At 54.6% G+C, this 15150-nt stretch carries 18 protein-coding genes; 2 read left to right on the top strand and 16 right to left on the bottom strand.

The features are described from left to right. Positions 1-3 precede the first annotated feature (3 nt). The 7 genes from miaA to RDO88_RS02715 all read right to left on the bottom strand — a co-directional run bounded on the left by miaA (position 4) and on the right by RDO88_RS02715 (position 6971). A complete protein-coding gene (gene miaA, locus RDO88_RS02745) occupies positions 4-897 on the bottom strand; it encodes a tRNA (adenosine(37)-N6)-dimethylallyltransferase MiaA (protein WP_307757901.1) in 894 nt (297 codons plus the stop codon). 97 nt (positions 898-994) lie between these two features. Next, the gene (locus RDO88_RS02740; RefSeq protein WP_307757900.1) at positions 995-1558 is read right to left on the bottom strand and encodes a hypothetical protein; all 564 of its coding nucleotides are present in this window, start codon (positions 1556-1558) and stop codon (positions 995-997) included. A 38-nt stretch (positions 1559-1596) separates the two neighbouring features. After that, positions 1597-2373: an acyl-ACP--UDP-N-acetylglucosamine O-acyltransferase gene (gene lpxA / locus RDO88_RS02735; RefSeq protein WP_307757899.1), complete on the bottom strand. Its 777-nt coding sequence runs from the start codon at positions 2371-2373 to the stop codon at positions 1597-1599. A 106-nt stretch (positions 2374-2479) separates the two neighbouring features. Then, positions 2480-3865 (bottom strand): bifunctional UDP-3-O-[3-hydroxymyristoyl] N-acetylglucosamine deacetylase/3-hydroxyacyl-ACP dehydratase, encoded by a 1386-nt coding sequence (locus RDO88_RS02730; protein ID WP_307757898.1) that lies wholly within the window; start codon positions 3863-3865, stop codon positions 2480-2482. 3 nt (positions 3866-3868) lie between these two features. Then, positions 3869-4909, bottom strand: coding sequence for a UDP-3-O-(3-hydroxymyristoyl)glucosamine N-acyltransferase (lpxD, locus tag RDO88_RS02725; protein ID WP_307757897.1), 1041 nt, complete (start codon positions 4907-4909; stop codon positions 3869-3871). Between the two features lie 85 nt (positions 4910-4994). After that, the gene (locus tag RDO88_RS02720) at positions 4995-6224 is read right to left on the bottom strand and encodes an HD domain-containing protein (protein WP_307757896.1); all 1230 of its coding nucleotides are present in this window, start codon (positions 6222-6224) and stop codon (positions 4995-4997) included. Between the two features lie 270 nt (positions 6225-6494). Then, positions 6495-6971: a DUF6078 family protein gene (locus tag RDO88_RS02715; RefSeq protein ID WP_307757895.1), complete on the bottom strand. Its 477-nt coding sequence runs from the start codon at positions 6969-6971 to the stop codon at positions 6495-6497. Positions 6972-7165: 194 nt separating this feature from the next. Between RDO88_RS02715 and RDO88_RS02710 the strand changes: the two genes are divergently transcribed. Further along, a complete protein-coding gene (locus RDO88_RS02710) occupies positions 7166-7687 on the top strand; it encodes a cyclophilin-like fold protein (protein WP_307757894.1) in 522 nt (173 codons plus the stop codon). A 24-nt stretch (positions 7688-7711) separates the two neighbouring features. After that, positions 7712-8794 carry an alpha/beta fold hydrolase gene (locus RDO88_RS02705; RefSeq protein ID WP_307757893.1) on the top strand — a complete coding sequence of 361 codons (1083 nt, stop codon included), beginning with the start codon at positions 7712-7714 and terminating at the stop codon, positions 8792-8794. 204 nt (positions 8795-8998) lie between these two features. On the opposite strand, the gene pyrF is transcribed toward RDO88_RS02705, so the two are convergent. The 9 genes from pyrF to RDO88_RS02660 all read right to left on the bottom strand — a co-directional run bounded on the left by pyrF (position 8999) and on the right by RDO88_RS02660 (position 15112). After that, positions 8999-9823 carry an orotidine-5'-phosphate decarboxylase gene (gene pyrF, locus RDO88_RS02700; protein WP_307757892.1) on the bottom strand — a complete coding sequence of 275 codons (825 nt, stop codon included), beginning with the start codon at positions 9821-9823 and terminating at the stop codon, positions 8999-9001. A 35-nt stretch (positions 9824-9858) separates the two neighbouring features. Beyond that, positions 9859-10647 (bottom strand): sialate O-acetylesterase, encoded by a 789-nt coding sequence (locus tag RDO88_RS02695; protein ID WP_307757891.1) that lies wholly within the window; start codon positions 10645-10647, stop codon positions 9859-9861. 13 nt (positions 10648-10660) lie between these two features. Next, positions 10661-11773 (bottom strand): peptide chain release factor 1, encoded by a 1113-nt coding sequence (gene prfA, locus RDO88_RS02690; protein ID WP_307757890.1) that lies wholly within the window; start codon positions 11771-11773, stop codon positions 10661-10663. A 21-nt stretch (positions 11774-11794) separates the two neighbouring features. Beyond that, entirely contained in the window at positions 11795-12073 is a 279-nt protein-coding gene (locus RDO88_RS02685; protein ID WP_307757889.1) for a hypothetical protein, read from the bottom strand. A 7-nt stretch (positions 12074-12080) separates the two neighbouring features. Then, entirely contained in the window at positions 12081-12308 is a 228-nt protein-coding gene (locus RDO88_RS02680) for a hypothetical protein (RefSeq protein ID WP_307757888.1), read from the bottom strand. A 61-nt stretch (positions 12309-12369) separates the two neighbouring features. Beyond that, positions 12370-12648: a hypothetical protein gene (locus RDO88_RS02675; RefSeq protein ID WP_021848618.1), complete on the bottom strand. Its 279-nt coding sequence runs from the start codon at positions 12646-12648 to the stop codon at positions 12370-12372. A gap of 27 nt (positions 12649-12675) precedes the next feature. Next, on the bottom strand, positions 12676-12933 hold the full coding sequence (locus tag RDO88_RS02670; RefSeq protein ID WP_307757887.1) for a hypothetical protein: 258 nt from the start codon (positions 12931-12933) through the stop codon (positions 12676-12678). A 144-nt stretch (positions 12934-13077) separates the two neighbouring features. Beyond that, positions 13078-14247, bottom strand: a complete 1170-nt coding sequence (locus tag RDO88_RS02665) for an AIR synthase-related protein (protein ID WP_307757886.1) — start codon at positions 14245-14247, stop codon at positions 13078-13080. A 280-nt stretch (positions 14248-14527) separates the two neighbouring features. Then, positions 14528-15112 carry a LemA family protein gene (locus RDO88_RS02660; protein ID WP_307757885.1) on the bottom strand — a complete coding sequence of 195 codons (585 nt, stop codon included), beginning with the start codon at positions 15110-15112 and terminating at the stop codon, positions 14528-14530. Between the last annotated feature and the right edge of the window lie 38 nt (positions 15113-15150).

Raw genomic sequence — 15150 nt, 5'->3', positions numbered from 1 at the left:
AATTCAGATTTGAGAACGGAGGTACGCCAGTATCTCCGTTTCTTGTTCGGGGTGGAACCAGCGGATATCGGTGTCGCGCTTGAACCAGGTCATTTGCTTGCGGGAGTAGATACGCGAGTTCTGTTTGATTTTCTCGACGGCAAAGTCCAGTGTCCATTCACCGTCCAGGTATTTGAAGAGTTCCTTGTAACCCACGGTGTTCAATGAGTTGTAGTCTTTGTGCGGATAGACGCGACGGGCTTCGTCCAGCAGGCCTTCGGCCATCATCTGGTCCACGCGGCGGTTGATGCGGTCGTAGAGTTCCTCGCGGTCGCGGGTCAGTCCCACCTTGACGATGCGGAAGGGGCGCGGCTTGGTCTGTCGGGTACGGAAGGAAGTGTATGTTTTCCCCGTCATGTAGCAGATTTCGAGGGCGTGGATGACACGCTTGGGGTTTTTCAGGTCAACTATCTGGTAGTATTCGGGATCGAGCAGGCGGAGCTCGGCGCAGAGGCGGTCGAGGCCTTCCTCTTCGTAGCGGCGGAGCATCAGTGTGCGTGTTTCGTTGTCTACGGTCGGGATGTCGTCGATACCTTTGCACACAGCATCCACATACATCATGGAGCCGCCGGTCAGTACGACGACGTCTTTTTCCTTGAACAGCTGTTCAAGAAGTTTCATGACTTCCGCTTCGTATTGGGCAGCGCTGTAGTAGTCGGTCAGGCCCAGCGTGCCCACCATGTAGTGCTTCACCCGCCGGAGCTGTTCTTCGGTCGGGGCGGCCGTTCCTATCTTCAGGTCGGCATACAATTGCCGCGAATCGGCCGACACGATGCATGTGCCGAACGCTTCTGCCAGCCGCAGGCTCAGTTCCGTTTTGCCTACGCCGGTGGGGCCTATGAGAACGAGGAGAGTCAAGGGAAATGAAGAATTAAAAATGAAGAATGAAGAATAGGACTATGGGATGAATTTTTCATTCATCCGCAAAGCGGAAATTCTTCATTCTTCATTGTATTTAGTATCTGTCTTCGTCGTAAGGATTGCCGCCGCTACCTTCGTCGAAACCGCCGAAGCCGTCCTTGTCGAAGTCGTCCATATCGAAGTCTTCGTCGCCGTAGAAGTTTTCGTCGAGGTCGAGGGCTGCATTGTTCTTGGCTTCGAATTCAGCAAAGTCTACCGTCTGTTTGGGGGCATCGCCTTCCTTCTTGGTGCATTTGGCACCCTTCATGTTCTTGCCGGTGATGATTTCACTGAGCTCGATGAAGAAGCAGCGCTCCGTCATGTAGTCGAACACGTAGAGCAGCTTCTGCTTTTCGTCCTCTACCAGCTCGTCGATACGGGTGTCTTTCATCACCCAACTGTCTGTTTCGGAGTTGTCGTCCATCTCTTCCAGCGTCACTTCTTTTTCCTTCTCCCAGTCTTCGTCGCAGATGAAGAAAGAAGTCATCTGGTCGTCGGTATAGTCGACAGCTTTCAGGATAGCCTTGTGGAAGTCGTAGAAAGTGGCTTCCGGGTCAATCTGTATTTCTCTGACGAAGTCGTCCGACTCGTCGGAGATAAGTGTAAATCTATAAATCATAGTCTGAGTCTGTTGGTTGCTTGAGTTTGTTTTCGTTTTTATTTTCCTGCGGGAATGATGCCTCGGCTCGAGCTTCGGATGAAGTCGACGATGTAGCGTATCTCGGGCGTCATCTCCATTTCCGCTTCAATCTTGTTCAGGGCATCGGTCGTGTTGAGGCCGCTCTGGTAGATGAGGCGGTAGGCATTGTGGATGGTCTCGATGGTTTCGTTGGAGAAACCACGACGGCGCAGTCCTACAATATTGAGGCCTGCATAGCAGATCGGTTCACGTCCGGCGATGATGTAGGGCGGGATATCTTTGCTGAAGCGGCATCCTCCCTGAATCATACCATAACCGCCTACACGGCAGAACTGGTGCATCAGCACGTTGGCGCTGATGATGGAGTTGTCGTCAATTACGATTTCACCCGCCATCTTGGTAGAGTTACCGATAATGCATCCGCTCCCTATCTGCGCATCGTGGGCCACGTGTACGCCTTCCATCAGCAGGTTGTTGTTGCCCACAACGGTGCGCCCTTTGGCAGCCGTACCACGGTTCACGGTCACATTCTCGCGGATGGTGTTGTTGTCGCCAATCTCGGCGGTCGTTTCTTCGCCTCTGAACTTCAGGTCCTGGGGGATGGCACCGATGACGGCGCCGGGGAAGATGGTATTGCCGTTTCCGATGCGGCTGCCATACAGGATACTGGCGTGCGCCATGATCTTGTTGTTGTCGCCGATGACCACGTTCTTGTCGATGAAGACAAAGGGAGCGATTTCCACATTCTCACCGATCTTCGCTTCGGGATGGATGTATGCTAAGGGACTGATCATAATATGAATGAAGAATGAAGAATTAAGAATGAAGAATGAAGAATTCAGGCTGCGCAACGGGATGCGTCCCAAGGAAATTCTTCATTCTTCATTCTTCATTATTAATTTATTTGTTCTTTACTATCTGTGCCATGAACTCGGCTTCGCAGACCACCTTTTCGCCTACAAATACATATCCCTTCATGGTGGATACGCCGCGGCGGATAGGAGCCAGCAGCTCTACACGGAATATCAGTGTGTCGCCGGGCACCACCTTCTGGCGGAACTTCACGCCGTCTATCTTCATGAAGTAGGTGGAGTAGCGTTCGGGTTCGTCTACGGAGTTCAGTACCAGCAGGCCGCCTGTCTGTGCCATGGCCTCTACCTGAAGTACGCCCGGCATGACCGGTTCCTGCGGGAAGTGGCCGGTGAAGAAAGGTTCGTTGGAGGTGACGTTCTTCACGCCCACGATGTAGTTGGCACCTATCTCGATAACCTTGTCCACCAGCTGCATGGGGTAGCGGTGGGGCAGGAGCTCGCGGATGCGGTTCACGTCCATGATGGGCGGACGGTTGCAGTCGTAGGTAGGGGCCTGTATCTCGTGCAGGCGGATTTCCTTGCGCATCTGGCGGGCAAACTTGTTGTTGATGGTGTGGCCCGGGCGGGTGGCGATGATGCGTCCCTTGATGGGCTTGCCTATCAAGGCCATGTCGCCGATGACGTCGAGCAGCTTGTGGCGGGCACATTCGTTGGGCCATACCAGCGGCTTGTGGTTGATGTAGCCCAGCTGCTTGGCATCCATGTGGGGCACGCCCATCACGTCGGCCAGCTTGTCGAAGTTCTCCTGCGACATCTCGCGTTCGTAGATAACGATGGCGTTGTCCAGGTCACCTCCCTTGATGAGGCCTGCCTGAAGCAGGGGTTCGATTTCGCGTACAAAGACAAAGGTGCGGCTGGCGGCCACTTCGTCCTTGAACTTGCCCATGTCTTCCAGCGTAGCAAACTGGTTGGGCAGGATGGTCGAGTCGTAGGATACCAGTACGTTCAGGCTGAAGCTCTCGTCGGGCAGCAGGATGATGGACGAACCGGTCTTCTCGTCGCGGAATTCCGTCTTCGACTTGATGATGTAGAAGTCCTTCACGGCATTCTGTTCCTCGATGCCTACACGTTCTATTTCGTTTACATAATATTGGGCGCTTCCGTCCAGGATGGGGAATTCGGGACCGTTCACCTGTATCAGGCAGTTGTCTATGCCCAGGGCGTAGAGGGCTGCCATGCCATGTTCCACGGTGCTGACCTTGACGTCGTTCTTGGCCAGTACGGTGCCGCGTGTCGTCTCGACCACGTTTTCGGCTACGGCGTCGATGACGGGTTGGCCTTCCAGGTCGATGCGCTGGATCTTATATCCATGGTTTTCGGGTGCCGGATTGAAAGTGACAGTCAGCTCGAGGCCTGTATGAAGCCCCTTTCCGCTGAGCGAAAAGCTTTCTTTCAGAGTCTGTTGTTTCAACATGGGCTATTTCTTTAATTGTTCTTTGAGTTCATTCAGTTCTTTGCGGAGCGCGTTCAGCTCGAAGTACATATCGGGCAGCTTGCGGAAGATGGCCTGCGACTTGAAGTAGGGCTTCTCTTCCATGGGCGGCGTACCTATCAGGCGCTGGTTGCCCTTGGTGCTGCTGGGCACGCCCGACTGGGCACCGAAGATGACTTTGTCGCCGATGTGGATGTGCCCTGCGATGCCTACTTGGCCGCCGAACATACACCATTCGCCCACCTTGGTCGAACCGGCCACGCCTACCTGTGCGGCCATCACCGTGTGCGAACCTATCTCGTCGTTGTGGGCTATCTGGACAAGGTTGTCCAGCTTCACGCCGCGGTGTACGATGGTGGCTCCCATCGTGGCACGGTCTACGCACGTGTTGGCTCCTATCTCCACGTCATCCTCGAGGATGGTGATGCCGATTTGTGAAATTTTTTCGTAACCGTCGGGCGTAGGGGCAAATCCGAAGCCGTCGGCACCGATGACGCTTCCGGCATGCAGGATGCAGCGGTTGCCCACCCGGCAGTCATGATAGACCGTAACCCCCGGATAGAGGATGCAGTCGCTGCCCACGCGGGCTCCGGCACACACGGTGGCGCGCGGATGCAGGGCGGTATTGTCGCCTATCTCCACATGGTCGCCCACGTAGGCAAAGGGACCTATGTAGACGTTCGCTCCCACCTTGGCCGTGGGGGCCACGAAGGCCAGCGGGTCGATGCCCGTCAGCCGCGGCTTGCTCTGTTCGTAGAGCGTCATCAGCTTGGCAAGGCTCTCGTAGGCGTTGTCCACCTTGATGAGGGTGGCTTTCACTTCATGTTCGGGTTCGAAGTCCTTGTTCACCAGGATGATGCTGGCCTTCGACTCGTAGATATAGGGAGTGTATTTCGGATTGGAAAGGAAAGACAGCGCGCCGGGTATTCCTTCCTCGATTTTGGCGAAGGTATGTACGGTCGCATTCTCGTCTCCCACGATTTCTCCCTGTATATAGGCAGCTATTTGTTTGGCTGAAAATTCCATGTCTGTTTCTTGCTAAATGGTTTTCAAAACACAAATAACGGACTTTTTTTTTATATTTCCTTGTCCTCGGGTGAATATTTTATACTTATCTATGCAGGCGCAGGTAGCAAAGGTAGTATTTTTTTACCTTCTTCGAGAGCAGCTGGATGTTGAGCATGTCCGATGCCTCGGCGATGTTCTTCGTGGTGCCGTCCTTGTAGAGGATGTCGATGCTGTCGTCGGCGGGGTTGTACATGTTCTTTTCGATGCGGGGGACGGAGACGAACCAGGCGGCTTCGGCGGGCGTCACGTCCAGCGCGGCGGCTATCTGTGCCGTCAGTTCCTGCTTGCGCTCCTCGGTGGCGGGTTCGGTGGAGATTTCCACCTTGAACAGGCGGCGGTCCACCATGCCCGTGCTCAGTGTGGAGAGCACCTTGTCGGGGTGTCCGCACCATACCTTGAGCGAGGTCCAGATGTCGTTGTCGTCCAGGCGGATGAAGTTCTCCAGGCAGGCCGGGTCGTCGTAGAAGCGCGTGCGGTCCACGTCGTTGTAGAGGAAGAAGCGCAGGGCGGGCGAGGCGAAGAGTTCTTCACCCTTGGCAGCCAGCTCCTTGGCGCGGAGCAGGGCGGCGATGAGCATCCGCTCGTAGGCTACGGAGGCCTTGTGCAGATACACCTGCCAGTACATCAGGCGGCGGGCCATGAGGAAGTTTTCGATGGAGTAGATGCCTTTCTCCTCGACGACGAGGTGGTCGTCCTTGACGTCGAGCATCTTGATGATGCGTGCCGAGCCGATGTTTCCCTCGGTGACGCCCGTGTAGAAACTGTCGCGTCGCAGGTAGTCCAGGCGGTCCATGTCGAGCTGGCCGCTGACCAGCTGGTGGAGGAAGCGCTTGGGATACTCGTCCTTGAATATCTGGATGGCCAGCGTGAGCTGCCCGTTCATCTCGCGGTTGATGCGCTCCATCAGCAGCAGGGAGATGTCTTCGTGGGAGACGCCGCGCACGATGGTGTCTTCCAGCACGTGCGAGAAGGGTCCGTGGCCGATGTCGTGCATCAGGATGGCGGCCTCGACGGCTTCGGCCTCGCTGTCGAAGATGAAGTTGCCCTTGGCCGTCAGGTGCTGGATGGCCTCGGTCATCAGGTAGAAGGCGCCGAGCGAGTGCTGGAAGCGCGTATGTTGCGCGCCGGGATAGACCACGGACGACAGGCCCAGCTGGCGGATGCGCGTGAGGCGTTGCAGCAGCGGATGGCGCACAAGGTCGTAGAGCAGCCCTTTCGGTATGTTGATGAACCCGAAGACGGGGTCGTTGATGATTTTGCGTTCGTAGCTCATGGTTTCTGTTTTTATAAAGGTATTGATTTAGTCGTAGGCTATCAGATACGTTGACAGGAGGATGGTTTGCTTTTCTTCAGCAAACCTTCTTCTTTCAGTTTCGGTTTCTTTACGTTTCTGCAAGTGCCTTGCAATATCGCTGCAACACGTTTTGCAGTGTTTCTGCAAAGCCTTTGCAGCGCTTCTGTATTGCCTTTGCAGTAATACTGCAAAGCACTTGCAGAGTCACTGCAAAACGTTTGCAATCTTTTTGCAGTGCTATCGGTCTGATTACCAATTTACTCCTTCAGAGTATTCGTCGAAGTCGGGGACGGGGGAGATGCCAGCCCGGCGGAATACATTCTGGATGGCTTTCTGTTCCTGAGGGGTAATGAGGCGTTTGCCTTCCTGGCTGTAGTAGAAGTAACGTTCGCAGGAGAAGCACCCCATGACCTGAAGGCGGACTTGCCGTAACTGCTTGTAGGGTACCAAATCGAACAAGTGTGTCATGCCCCGTGCGAAGCGTACGGGCGTACTGTCGCGGAAGAAGCTGCACTGGGCGGCAGACTTCTGGATATAGACGGGGCTCACGCTCTGCAGGGCGGGCGGATCGGTTCTTCCGCTTTGTCCGAGGAGGCGGGCGGCGGTGGCGTGCAGGCAGTGCGATGCGCGGGGGCAGGCCTCGTCTGTGGCAAAGCAGTAGAGGTAATGGTTAGGGATGTTTTGCACGGCCGGCGTAGGCGTGACGGTAGTGTTTTCGTGGTTCATGGTCGGATGTCCTTAATTGGTTTACGCCCAAAGGTAGGAGATTTCAAGGAGATAAACAAGGGGGAGGCGGAGAGAATGCGGCAGAAATCCGTACATCTATCCGTAATCTCCGTTATTTCTTCCGTAATCCGTATACATGGCGGAGGCGTCCGCCGCCGTATCTTTGCATCCGGAAACCCTAACGTTTTTTTATCATGAAGACCTGTCTGCTGATTTTCCTCCTCCTGTTGCTGCCCTGGATGGCGGCGGCCTGTAGCTCGGATCCCGAACCGGAGCTTGTGCCTCCCGTACCCGAACAGCCCGCCCAGCCGGAGGAAGAAGAATCGGAAAATGAAAATCAAGAGAATATGGAAACAAGTACAATCAGACTGAAAGTAGGCGGAAAGACATTCACCGCCACGCTGGTGGACAACTCTTCGACTCGTGCGCTGAAGGCGCTGCTGGCCGAGGGAGACCTCACCATCGAGATGGAAGACTATGCACGGATGGAGAAGGTGGGCCCGATAGGCACCACCCTGCCGCGCAACGATGAACAGATTTCGACCGTGCCGGGCGACCTGATTCTGTATCAGGGCCGCTATTTCGTCATCTACTACGGACGCAACAACTATTCGCTGACCCGTCTCGGCAAGATTGACAACGTGTCGGAAAGTGAACTGAAAGCCGCTTTGGGCGACGGAGATGTTACCGTGACCCTTGGCTTGGGAAGCAAATAAGATAGTATATATAAGGTGTAAAAGATGAACAGAAAGAAAACTCTCTCCTGCCTGCTGGCAGCCTTCCTGCTGACAGGCCTTACCGCCGCTGGTGCGGCAAACGTTACGGACAAATGTAACCCTCAAACAGAAAACGATATGGAAAAATTGGAATTGACCAGTGAGTGGGACAAGGTGTTCCCGCAGAGCGACAAAGTGAATCATCGTAAAGTGACCTTCCACAACCGCTACGGCATTACGCTTGTGGCCGACCTCTACGTGCCGAAGCAGGCTACGGGCAAGCTGGCTGCCATTGCCGTGAGCGGGCCGTTCGGAGCCGTCAAGGAGCAGGCGTCGGGCCTCTATGCGCAGATGCTGGCCGAGCGCGGCTTCCTGACCATTGCCTTCGACCCCTCGTTTACGGGCGAGAGTGGCGGCCAGCCTCGCTATGTGGCCTCGCCCGACATCAATACGGAGGACTTCTGTGCGGCGGTGGACTATCTGTCAACCCGCGACGACGTAGACCCTGAGCGCATCGGCATCCTCGGCATTTGCGGTTGGGGAGGCATGGCTTTGAACGCTGCCGCCATCGACACGCGCATCAAGGCGACGGTCACCTCGACCATGTACGACATGAGCCGCGTCACGGCCAACGGTTACTTCGACTCGATGGATGCAGACCAGCGTTACGAACTCCGCCGCCAGCTCAACGCCCAGCGCACGGCCGACTACCGCAACGGCTCCTACGAACGTGCCGGTGGTGTGGTGGACCCGCTGCCTGCCGACGCGCCCCAGTTCGTGAAGGACTACTACGCCTACTACAAGACCCCGCGCGGCTACCACAAGCGTTCGCTCAACTCGAACGACGGATGGAACAAGACTTCTTCGCTGTCGTTCATCAACATGCCCATCCTGACCTATAGCAACGAGATACGCAGCGCCGTCCTGATGATTCACGGTGAGAAGGCCCATTCGTGCTACTTCAGCCGGGATGCCTTCCAGAAGCTGACGGGCGACAACAAGGAACTGCTCATCATCCCCGGCGCCAACCACACCGACCTGTACGACAACCTGCAGGTAATACCTTTCGACAAGATTGAGAGTTTCTTCAGGGAGTATCTGAAGTAAGATGGTAGAGCATATCTTTTCGACGAAGAAAGGGTGTATCAAAATAAAGAGAGGCTGACTTCCTGTTATTTTCAGGCACGGATTACGCGGAAAAACGCGGAATATATATGGATATTAATCCGTGAAATCCGTGTAATCCGTGCCTAAAGAAAGCGAACTCTTATTTTGATACACCCTCGTTATGTAATGGAGCTTTTCGCCGAATCAAAGAATTGTCTTCAGCTGCTCGGCCATCTGTGCCTGCACTTCCTGTGCGGCCTTGCGGCTGGCGGCGGCGAAGTTCTCCGTCTTGTCCACGTAGATGATGCCACGGCTGGAGTTGACGATGAGGCCGCACTCCTTCGTCATGCCATACTTGCAGACTTCTTCCAGCGAGCCGCCCTGAGCGCCTACGCCCGGCACGAGCAGGAAGTGATTGGGCACAACCTTGCGGATATCCTCGAACATACGGCCTTGCGTAGCACCTACCACGTACATCATGTTCTCGTCGTTGGCCCACTCTTGGCTCTTGCGGAGTACTTTCTCGAACAGACGCTCGCCATCTTTATCTTCTGTCAGCTGGAAGTCGTGTGAACCCTTGTTGCTGGTCAGTGCCAACAGGATGACCCACTTGCCTTCGTACGTCAGGAACGGCGTCACGCTGTCCTCGCCCATGTAGGGAGCTACGGTCACGGAGTCGATGTCCAGCTCCTCGAAGAAGGTACGGGCATACATGGCCGATGTGTTGCCGATGTCGCCGCGCTTGGCGTCGGCGATGATGAATTGGTCGGGATAGTTCTGCTTGATGTAGTTCACCGTCTTTTCGAAGGCAATCCATCCCTTTACGCCCATGCTCTCGTAGAAAGCCAGGTTGGGCTTGTAGGCAATGCAGAGGTCCTGCGTAGCGTCGATGATGGCCTTGTTGAAAGCGAAGATGGGGTCTTCTTCCTTCAGTAGGTGTGCGGGAATCTTCTTGATGTCCGTGTCGAGCCCCACACAGAGGAACGACTGCTTCTTCTTGATGTTTTCAAAGAGTTGTTGCTTGTTCATATGTCTCTTGTTTTTTTATTGATATATACTGATTCTTATAATATTCGGGCAAGAATTTTTGCCCACATTTCGGCATGTTGCCGTTGGCCTACGTGTGAGAAGTGAATGCCGTCTGCACGCTGATACACTTTGTTAAGCTTGTCTGTATCGGGACCTTGATGAATATCTTTATATTTTCTTGCCAATTCTTTCTGTGCATCTCTTATCTCTTTTGAGCATCCGTGGTCTTCTTCCAGGCAAAGAGGGTGATAACTGGCAACGGCCACAACGAAAGGAGCTTGTATACCTCGTTTTCGGAATGCCTCGCGTATTTCGAGAAATTTCTCCATATATTGTGCAGAAGTCGTATTGGCAATATTGTCCGATTCTCCCTGATGCCAGCAGATGCAGTCTATTTGAATGCCCAAACGGACTATGTCATCCAGCGTTTTTTCCAGTAACTGATGGTGTACTCCTCCTTTTGCCCATTCTGAGATTTTGACTCCTCCGATGCCAATGGGAATAATGGTCACAGCTTGTGCCTTCTTCTTTTCGATTAGCAAATCGCCTGTTATTCCCCACACACTGCCACCTTTTCCTGTGGCTCCCAGTAAAGGGTCCTGGGCCATGTAGAGCTTTTGGTTGAAATAGTTGTAGACTTCATGCCGTGGAGTATAGAGATATTTTCCTCCTTGCCCGTAGTTTGCAGAATTGGACTGTCCGAATGTAAAGAGGACGACACTGTTCTTTATACGGTCCATCTCTATTTCTTTTCTGTCCGACACTTGCGCACGAAGCGTGGCCAGGTGCCCTAATAGGGTTATAAGTAATAAAATTCTATGCATAATCCATCAGTTTTTACAGCTCGCTTTCCTTCAACCGTTCCGCATTCTCGGCCACGATGAGGTGGTCGATGCAGTCCTGTATGTCGCCGTCCATGAAGGCGGCCAGGTTGTAGATGGTGTAGTTGATGCGGTGGTCGGTGATGCGTCCCTGCGGATAGTTGTAGGTACGTATCTTGGCCGAGCGGTCGCCCGTGCTGACCATTGTCTTGCGCTTGGAGGCGATGTCGTCGATGTACTTCTGATGCTCCTTGTCGTAGATGAAGGTGCGCAGGCGCGAGAGGGCACGCTCCTTGTTCTTGGGCTGGTCGCGCGTCTCGGTACACTCGATGAGGATTTCTTCTACGACACCCGTCAGCGGGTTCTTCCAGTTGTAGCGCAGGCGCACGCCCGATTCTACCTTGTTCACGTTCTGGCCGCCTGCACCGCCGCTTCGGAAGGTGTCCCACTTGATTTCGCCTTCATTGATCACCACGTCGAACTCCTCGGCTTCGGGCAGTACGGCTACCGAGGCGGCTGAGGTATGTACACGGCCCTGTGTCTCCGTGGCCGGCACACGCTGTACGCGGTGCACGCCCGACTCATACTTTAGCGTGCCATACACGTTCTCGCCCGTAACGGAACAGATGATTTCCTTGAAGCCGCCGGCGGCTCCTTCGTTGGCGCTGGACACTTCGAGCTTCCAGCCCTTGATGTCGCAGTACTTGGAGTACATGCGGAAGAGGTCGCCTGCAAAGATGGCCGCTTCGTCGCCGCCCGTACCGCCACGTATCTCAAGGATGGCGTTGCGGCTGTCCTGCGGGTCGGCCGGAACGAGCAGCAGCTTGATGTGCTCCTCCAGTTCTGGCAGGCGCGTCTGGCAGGCATCAAGTTCCTCGCGGGCCATGTCGCGCATCTCGGCATCGGTTTCGTTGGCGATGATGTCCTTGGCCTCGTCGATGCCGTTCAATACCTGCATGTATTCCTTGCGGGCTTCCATCAGGTCGCCCAGTTCCTTGTATTCTTTCGTCAGCTTGACGTACCGCTTCTGGTCGGCAATGACTGCCGGGTCGGTAATCAGTGTCGACACTTCCTCGAAGCGGGCCACGAGGCCGTCGAGCTTTTCCAGTATGGTGTTGTTATCTGCCATTTATTTCGTATTATTCTATTATTACCACAACCTCCCCTCAACCAGCCAGGACAGTACTGCCGCAAACACGACTACGCCTGCGATGCTCAATATCCATTTCCTGGAATTCATCCGATACTTCTCCTTATCGACTTCGGGGGCAAGACGGGGACCTGCATAGATTCCAGCGGCTGCACCGATGATGGTGTAGTTCAGGAATCGGAGAACAGGCGCATCCCACCGGTCGCTGAGGACATAAAGTCCGAAGCAGAAGGCAAGGATGACAACGGCCACGAGAATGACTTTTACTAAATGTTTCATCTTCATATTATATGTTATCAGTCTCTTCCGACTCAGTTTTTTTCTTTCGTCTATAATATTGCCACATCTCGTCAAGCAGATACCATTCAACGAGGGCCCAACCGAATGTGGAGATGCTGCGCATCACAATGCGGAGAACAGGTGGCTCCTCTTCCTGACAATAGTCTATTATGTCAGCCACTTGGCTGAGGGTAATACCCAGAACGGCAAGAATCAAAATGATTACTACTGTCACGGGCAACCGAAGTCCGTCAGTCCTTTCTTTGTTATTCATACCAAAGCCTACAGAATCATGTTTACCACAATCTTCCCTCAAACAGCCACGCCAGCAATGCAGCCAGCAGGAAAAAGCCGACAACAAGCCAACTCCACGTCCGGCGCGAGAAGCGGTTCTTCACCCGCTGCTCCTCGTTGCTGAAATACTGGCTGCCTATGTAGGATCCGATGAGAGCCGGCAACAGGTAGCAGACGCACTTCAAGAATGGAATATCCCACTTGTAAGCCACAAAAAGGATAGCTCCACAGACGGCTACCATGCCAATGCCTATCAGGCAACCTTGATGTTCTCGTTCCATAATTCTTATCTTGAAGAGTTGTTCTTGTTACACTAATTTCTCAAGCAGCCAGAACGCTGTGGTGACTATGCCTGTCAGCAACACCAACCGCCAGCACCGCAACCGGCGGCCCTTTTCCTCTCCGTCTTCGAGACTGGACAGGTAACCTACCACCATGGGCGGACCTATGACAGCCAGGCTGTGCAGATAGTCTGAACCGATGCGTGTGGCTACAACGCTCAGTGCGGCACCTGCTACAATCCACAGTATGACATACAGAATGAGCTTTCCAAGAGTTTTCTTCATGGCTTTGGAGTATTGTTTCTCTCTTTTACCTTGTCTTTATTTCTTCTTGCGGCGGGTATTGCTCCGGTAATATTGCCCCCAAGCCAATACACACACCACAATCAGAACAATGACTACATAGCCCATAGCGCTCAATATCTTTCATTAATACCTGAACTCACCGAACTCCGAGCGGATAATCAGCTCCTTCTTGTCGCTCTCCTCGATGCGGCCGATGACCTGTGCGTCGATGTTGAACGACTTCGAGATGGCGATGACTTCCTCGGCATGCTCGGGCGAGAGGTAGACTTCCAGACGATGTCCCATGTTGAATACCTTGTACATCTCCGCCCAGTCCGTGTCGCTCTGCTCCTTGATGGTGCGGAACAGGGGAGGTACGGGGAAGAGGTTGTCCTTGATGACGCGGCAGTTGTCGCCCACGAAGTGCAGCACCTTGGTCTGTGCACCGCCCGAGCAGTGTACCATACCGTGAATCTGGGGGCGCAGGGCGTCGAGCAGCTTCTTGACAACCGGCGCATAGGTACGGGTGGGCGAGAGGACGAGCTTGCCTGCATCCAGCGGACTGCCTTCTACCTTGTCGGTCAGCTTCAGCTTGCCGCTGTACACCAGTTCGTCGGGCACGGCCTTGTCGTAGCTCTCCGGATATTTCTCTGCCAGATACTTGGCAAAGACATCGTGGCGGGCCGAGGTCAGGCCGTTGCTGCCCATGCCGCCGTTGTATTCCTTCTCGTAAGTAGCCTGTCCGTAGCTGGCGAGGCCCACGATGACGTCGCCCGGACGGATGTTGGCGTTGTTGATGACGTCGCTGCGCTTCATGCGGCAGGTTACGGTAGAGTCCACGATGATGGTGCGCACCAGGTCGCCCACGTCGGCCGTCTCGCCGCCTGTGGCATAGACGCCCACGCCCATTTCACGCAGCTCGGCCAGCAGTTCGTCCGTGCCGTTGATGATGGCGGAGATGACTTCGCCCGGCACCAGCAGCTTGTTGCGTCCGATGGTGGAGGAGACGAGGATGTTGTCCACGGCGCCCACGCAGAGCAGGTCGTCGATGTTCATGATGAGCGCGTCCTGCGCGATGCCTTTCCACACCGAGAGGTCGCCCGTCTCCCGCCAGTACAGGTAGGCCAGCGACGACTTGGTGCCTGCGCCGTCGGCGTGCATGATGTTGCAATACTCCGGGTCGCCGCCCAGTATGTCGGGGATAATCTTGCAGAAGGCCTGCGGGAAAATGCCCTTGTCGATGTTCTTGATGGCGTTGTGAACATCCTCTTTCGATGCGCTTACGCCGCGCATCATGTATCGTTGATTACTCATGAGATAATGTATTTTTGTTCAATTGAATATGCAAAAGTAACAATTATTCGGCAGATAGCCTACTCTATTGGCAGGCATTTTCTCGATATTCTGCCTTCCGCTCTCCGTAATATGGGAGATGACGCCGTTTCCTGTATGAGGAAACGCTCGTTCCCAGTGGGTGGAAACGCTCGTTCCCTTTGAAGGAAACAGGCGTTCCCCTTTAAAGGTAACGGCCGTTCCCTTCAAAGGGAACGACCGTTACTTGGTAGAGGATACCCAATGGTATTATAGGATATGCTTAGAACTGCACCTGCGGCGCCTGCTCGGCACCCTCGGCAGCCTCAAAGTAGGCACGCTTGTCGAAGCCGAACATGCCGGCGAGGATGTTCTTGGGGAAGCGGCGGATGGTGGTGTTGTAGGTCTTGGCCGCGTCGTTGAAGTTCTTGCGGGCCACGTTGATGCGGTTCTCCGTGCCTTCGAGCTGGGCCTGCAGCTCCAGGAAGTTCTGGTTGGCCTTCAGGTCGGGATAGTTTTCGGTGATGGCAAGCAGGCGGCCCAGGGCGGTGGCCAGCTGGCCCTGTGCCTTCTGGTATTCGGCCAGCTTCTCGGGCGTCAGGTCCGTGGGGTCCACCTTGATTTGGGTGGCCTGGCTGCGGGCGGCCATGACGCCTTCCAGCGTCTCCTTTTCGTGGGCGGCATAGCCCTTGACCGTGTTCACCAGGTTGGGGATGAGGTCGGCACGACGCTGGTACTGCGTCTCCACGTTGGCCCACTGGTTGCTGACGTTCTCGTCCATGCCGACGAGGCTGTTGTAGCCGCTGATGGCCCAGAAAGCAATGATGGCCACTACGGCCACGATAGCGATGATGGTTACTTTCTTCATGTTCAGTTCTCCTTTTTTTAGTTTAATGAATCTTTCTT

The sequence above is a fragment of the uncultured Mediterranea sp. genome, from assembly GCF_902493215.1.
Classification (GTDB): domain Bacteria; phylum Bacteroidota; class Bacteroidia; order Bacteroidales; family Bacteroidaceae; genus Bacteroides.
The sequence above is the reverse complement of the archived record's forward strand: the minus strand, read 5'-3'. Positions and strand labels throughout refer to the sequence as shown.

Excerpts from the sequence above, each read along its gene's own strand:
- RDO88_RS02740 (WP_307757900.1), bottom strand. The coding sequence starts at position 1,558 with ATGATTTATAGATTTACACTTATCTCCGACGAGTCGGACGACTTCGTC.
- lpxA (WP_307757899.1), bottom strand. The coding sequence starts at position 2,373 with ATGATCAGTCCCTTAGCATACATCCATCCCGAAGCGAAGATCGGTGAG.
- RDO88_RS02730 (WP_307757898.1), bottom strand. The coding sequence starts at position 3,865 with ATGTTGAAACAACAGACTCTGAAAGAAAGCTTTTCGCTCAGCGGAAAG.
- lpxD (WP_307757897.1), bottom strand. The coding sequence starts at position 4,909 with ATGGAATTTTCAGCCAAACAAATAGCTGCCTATATACAGGGAGAAATC.
- RDO88_RS02720 (WP_307757896.1), bottom strand. The coding sequence starts at position 6,224 with ATGAGCTACGAACGCAAAATCATCAACGACCCCGTCTTCGGGTTCATC.
- RDO88_RS02715 (WP_307757895.1), bottom strand. The coding sequence starts at position 6,971 with ATGAACCACGAAAACACTACCGTCACGCCTACGCCGGCCGTGCAAAAC.
- RDO88_RS02710 (WP_307757894.1), top strand. The coding sequence starts at position 7,166 with ATGAAGACCTGTCTGCTGATTTTCCTCCTCCTGTTGCTGCCCTGGATG.
- RDO88_RS02705 (WP_307757893.1), top strand. The coding sequence starts at position 7,712 with ATGAACAGAAAGAAAACTCTCTCCTGCCTGCTGGCAGCCTTCCTGCTG.
- pyrF (WP_307757892.1), bottom strand. The coding sequence starts at position 9,823 with ATGAACAAGCAACAACTCTTTGAAAACATCAAGAAGAAGCAGTCGTTC.
- RDO88_RS02695 (WP_307757891.1), bottom strand. The coding sequence starts at position 10,647 with ATGCATAGAATTTTATTACTTATAACCCTATTAGGGCACCTGGCCACG.
- prfA (WP_307757890.1), bottom strand. The coding sequence starts at position 11,773 with ATGGCAGATAACAACACCATACTGGAAAAGCTCGACGGCCTCGTGGCC.
- RDO88_RS02685 (WP_307757889.1), bottom strand. The coding sequence starts at position 12,073 with ATGAAACATTTAGTAAAAGTCATTCTCGTGGCCGTTGTCATCCTTGCC.
- RDO88_RS02675 (WP_021848618.1), bottom strand. The coding sequence starts at position 12,648 with ATGGAACGAGAACATCAAGGTTGCCTGATAGGCATTGGCATGGTAGCC.
- RDO88_RS02670 (WP_307757887.1), bottom strand. The coding sequence starts at position 12,933 with ATGAAGAAAACTCTTGGAAAGCTCATTCTGTATGTCATACTGTGGATT.
- RDO88_RS02665 (WP_307757886.1), bottom strand. The coding sequence starts at position 14,247 with ATGAGTAATCAACGATACATGATGCGCGGCGTAAGCGCATCGAAAGAG.
- RDO88_RS02660 (WP_307757885.1), bottom strand. The coding sequence starts at position 15,112 with ATGAAGAAAGTAACCATCATCGCTATCGTGGCCGTAGTGGCCATCATT.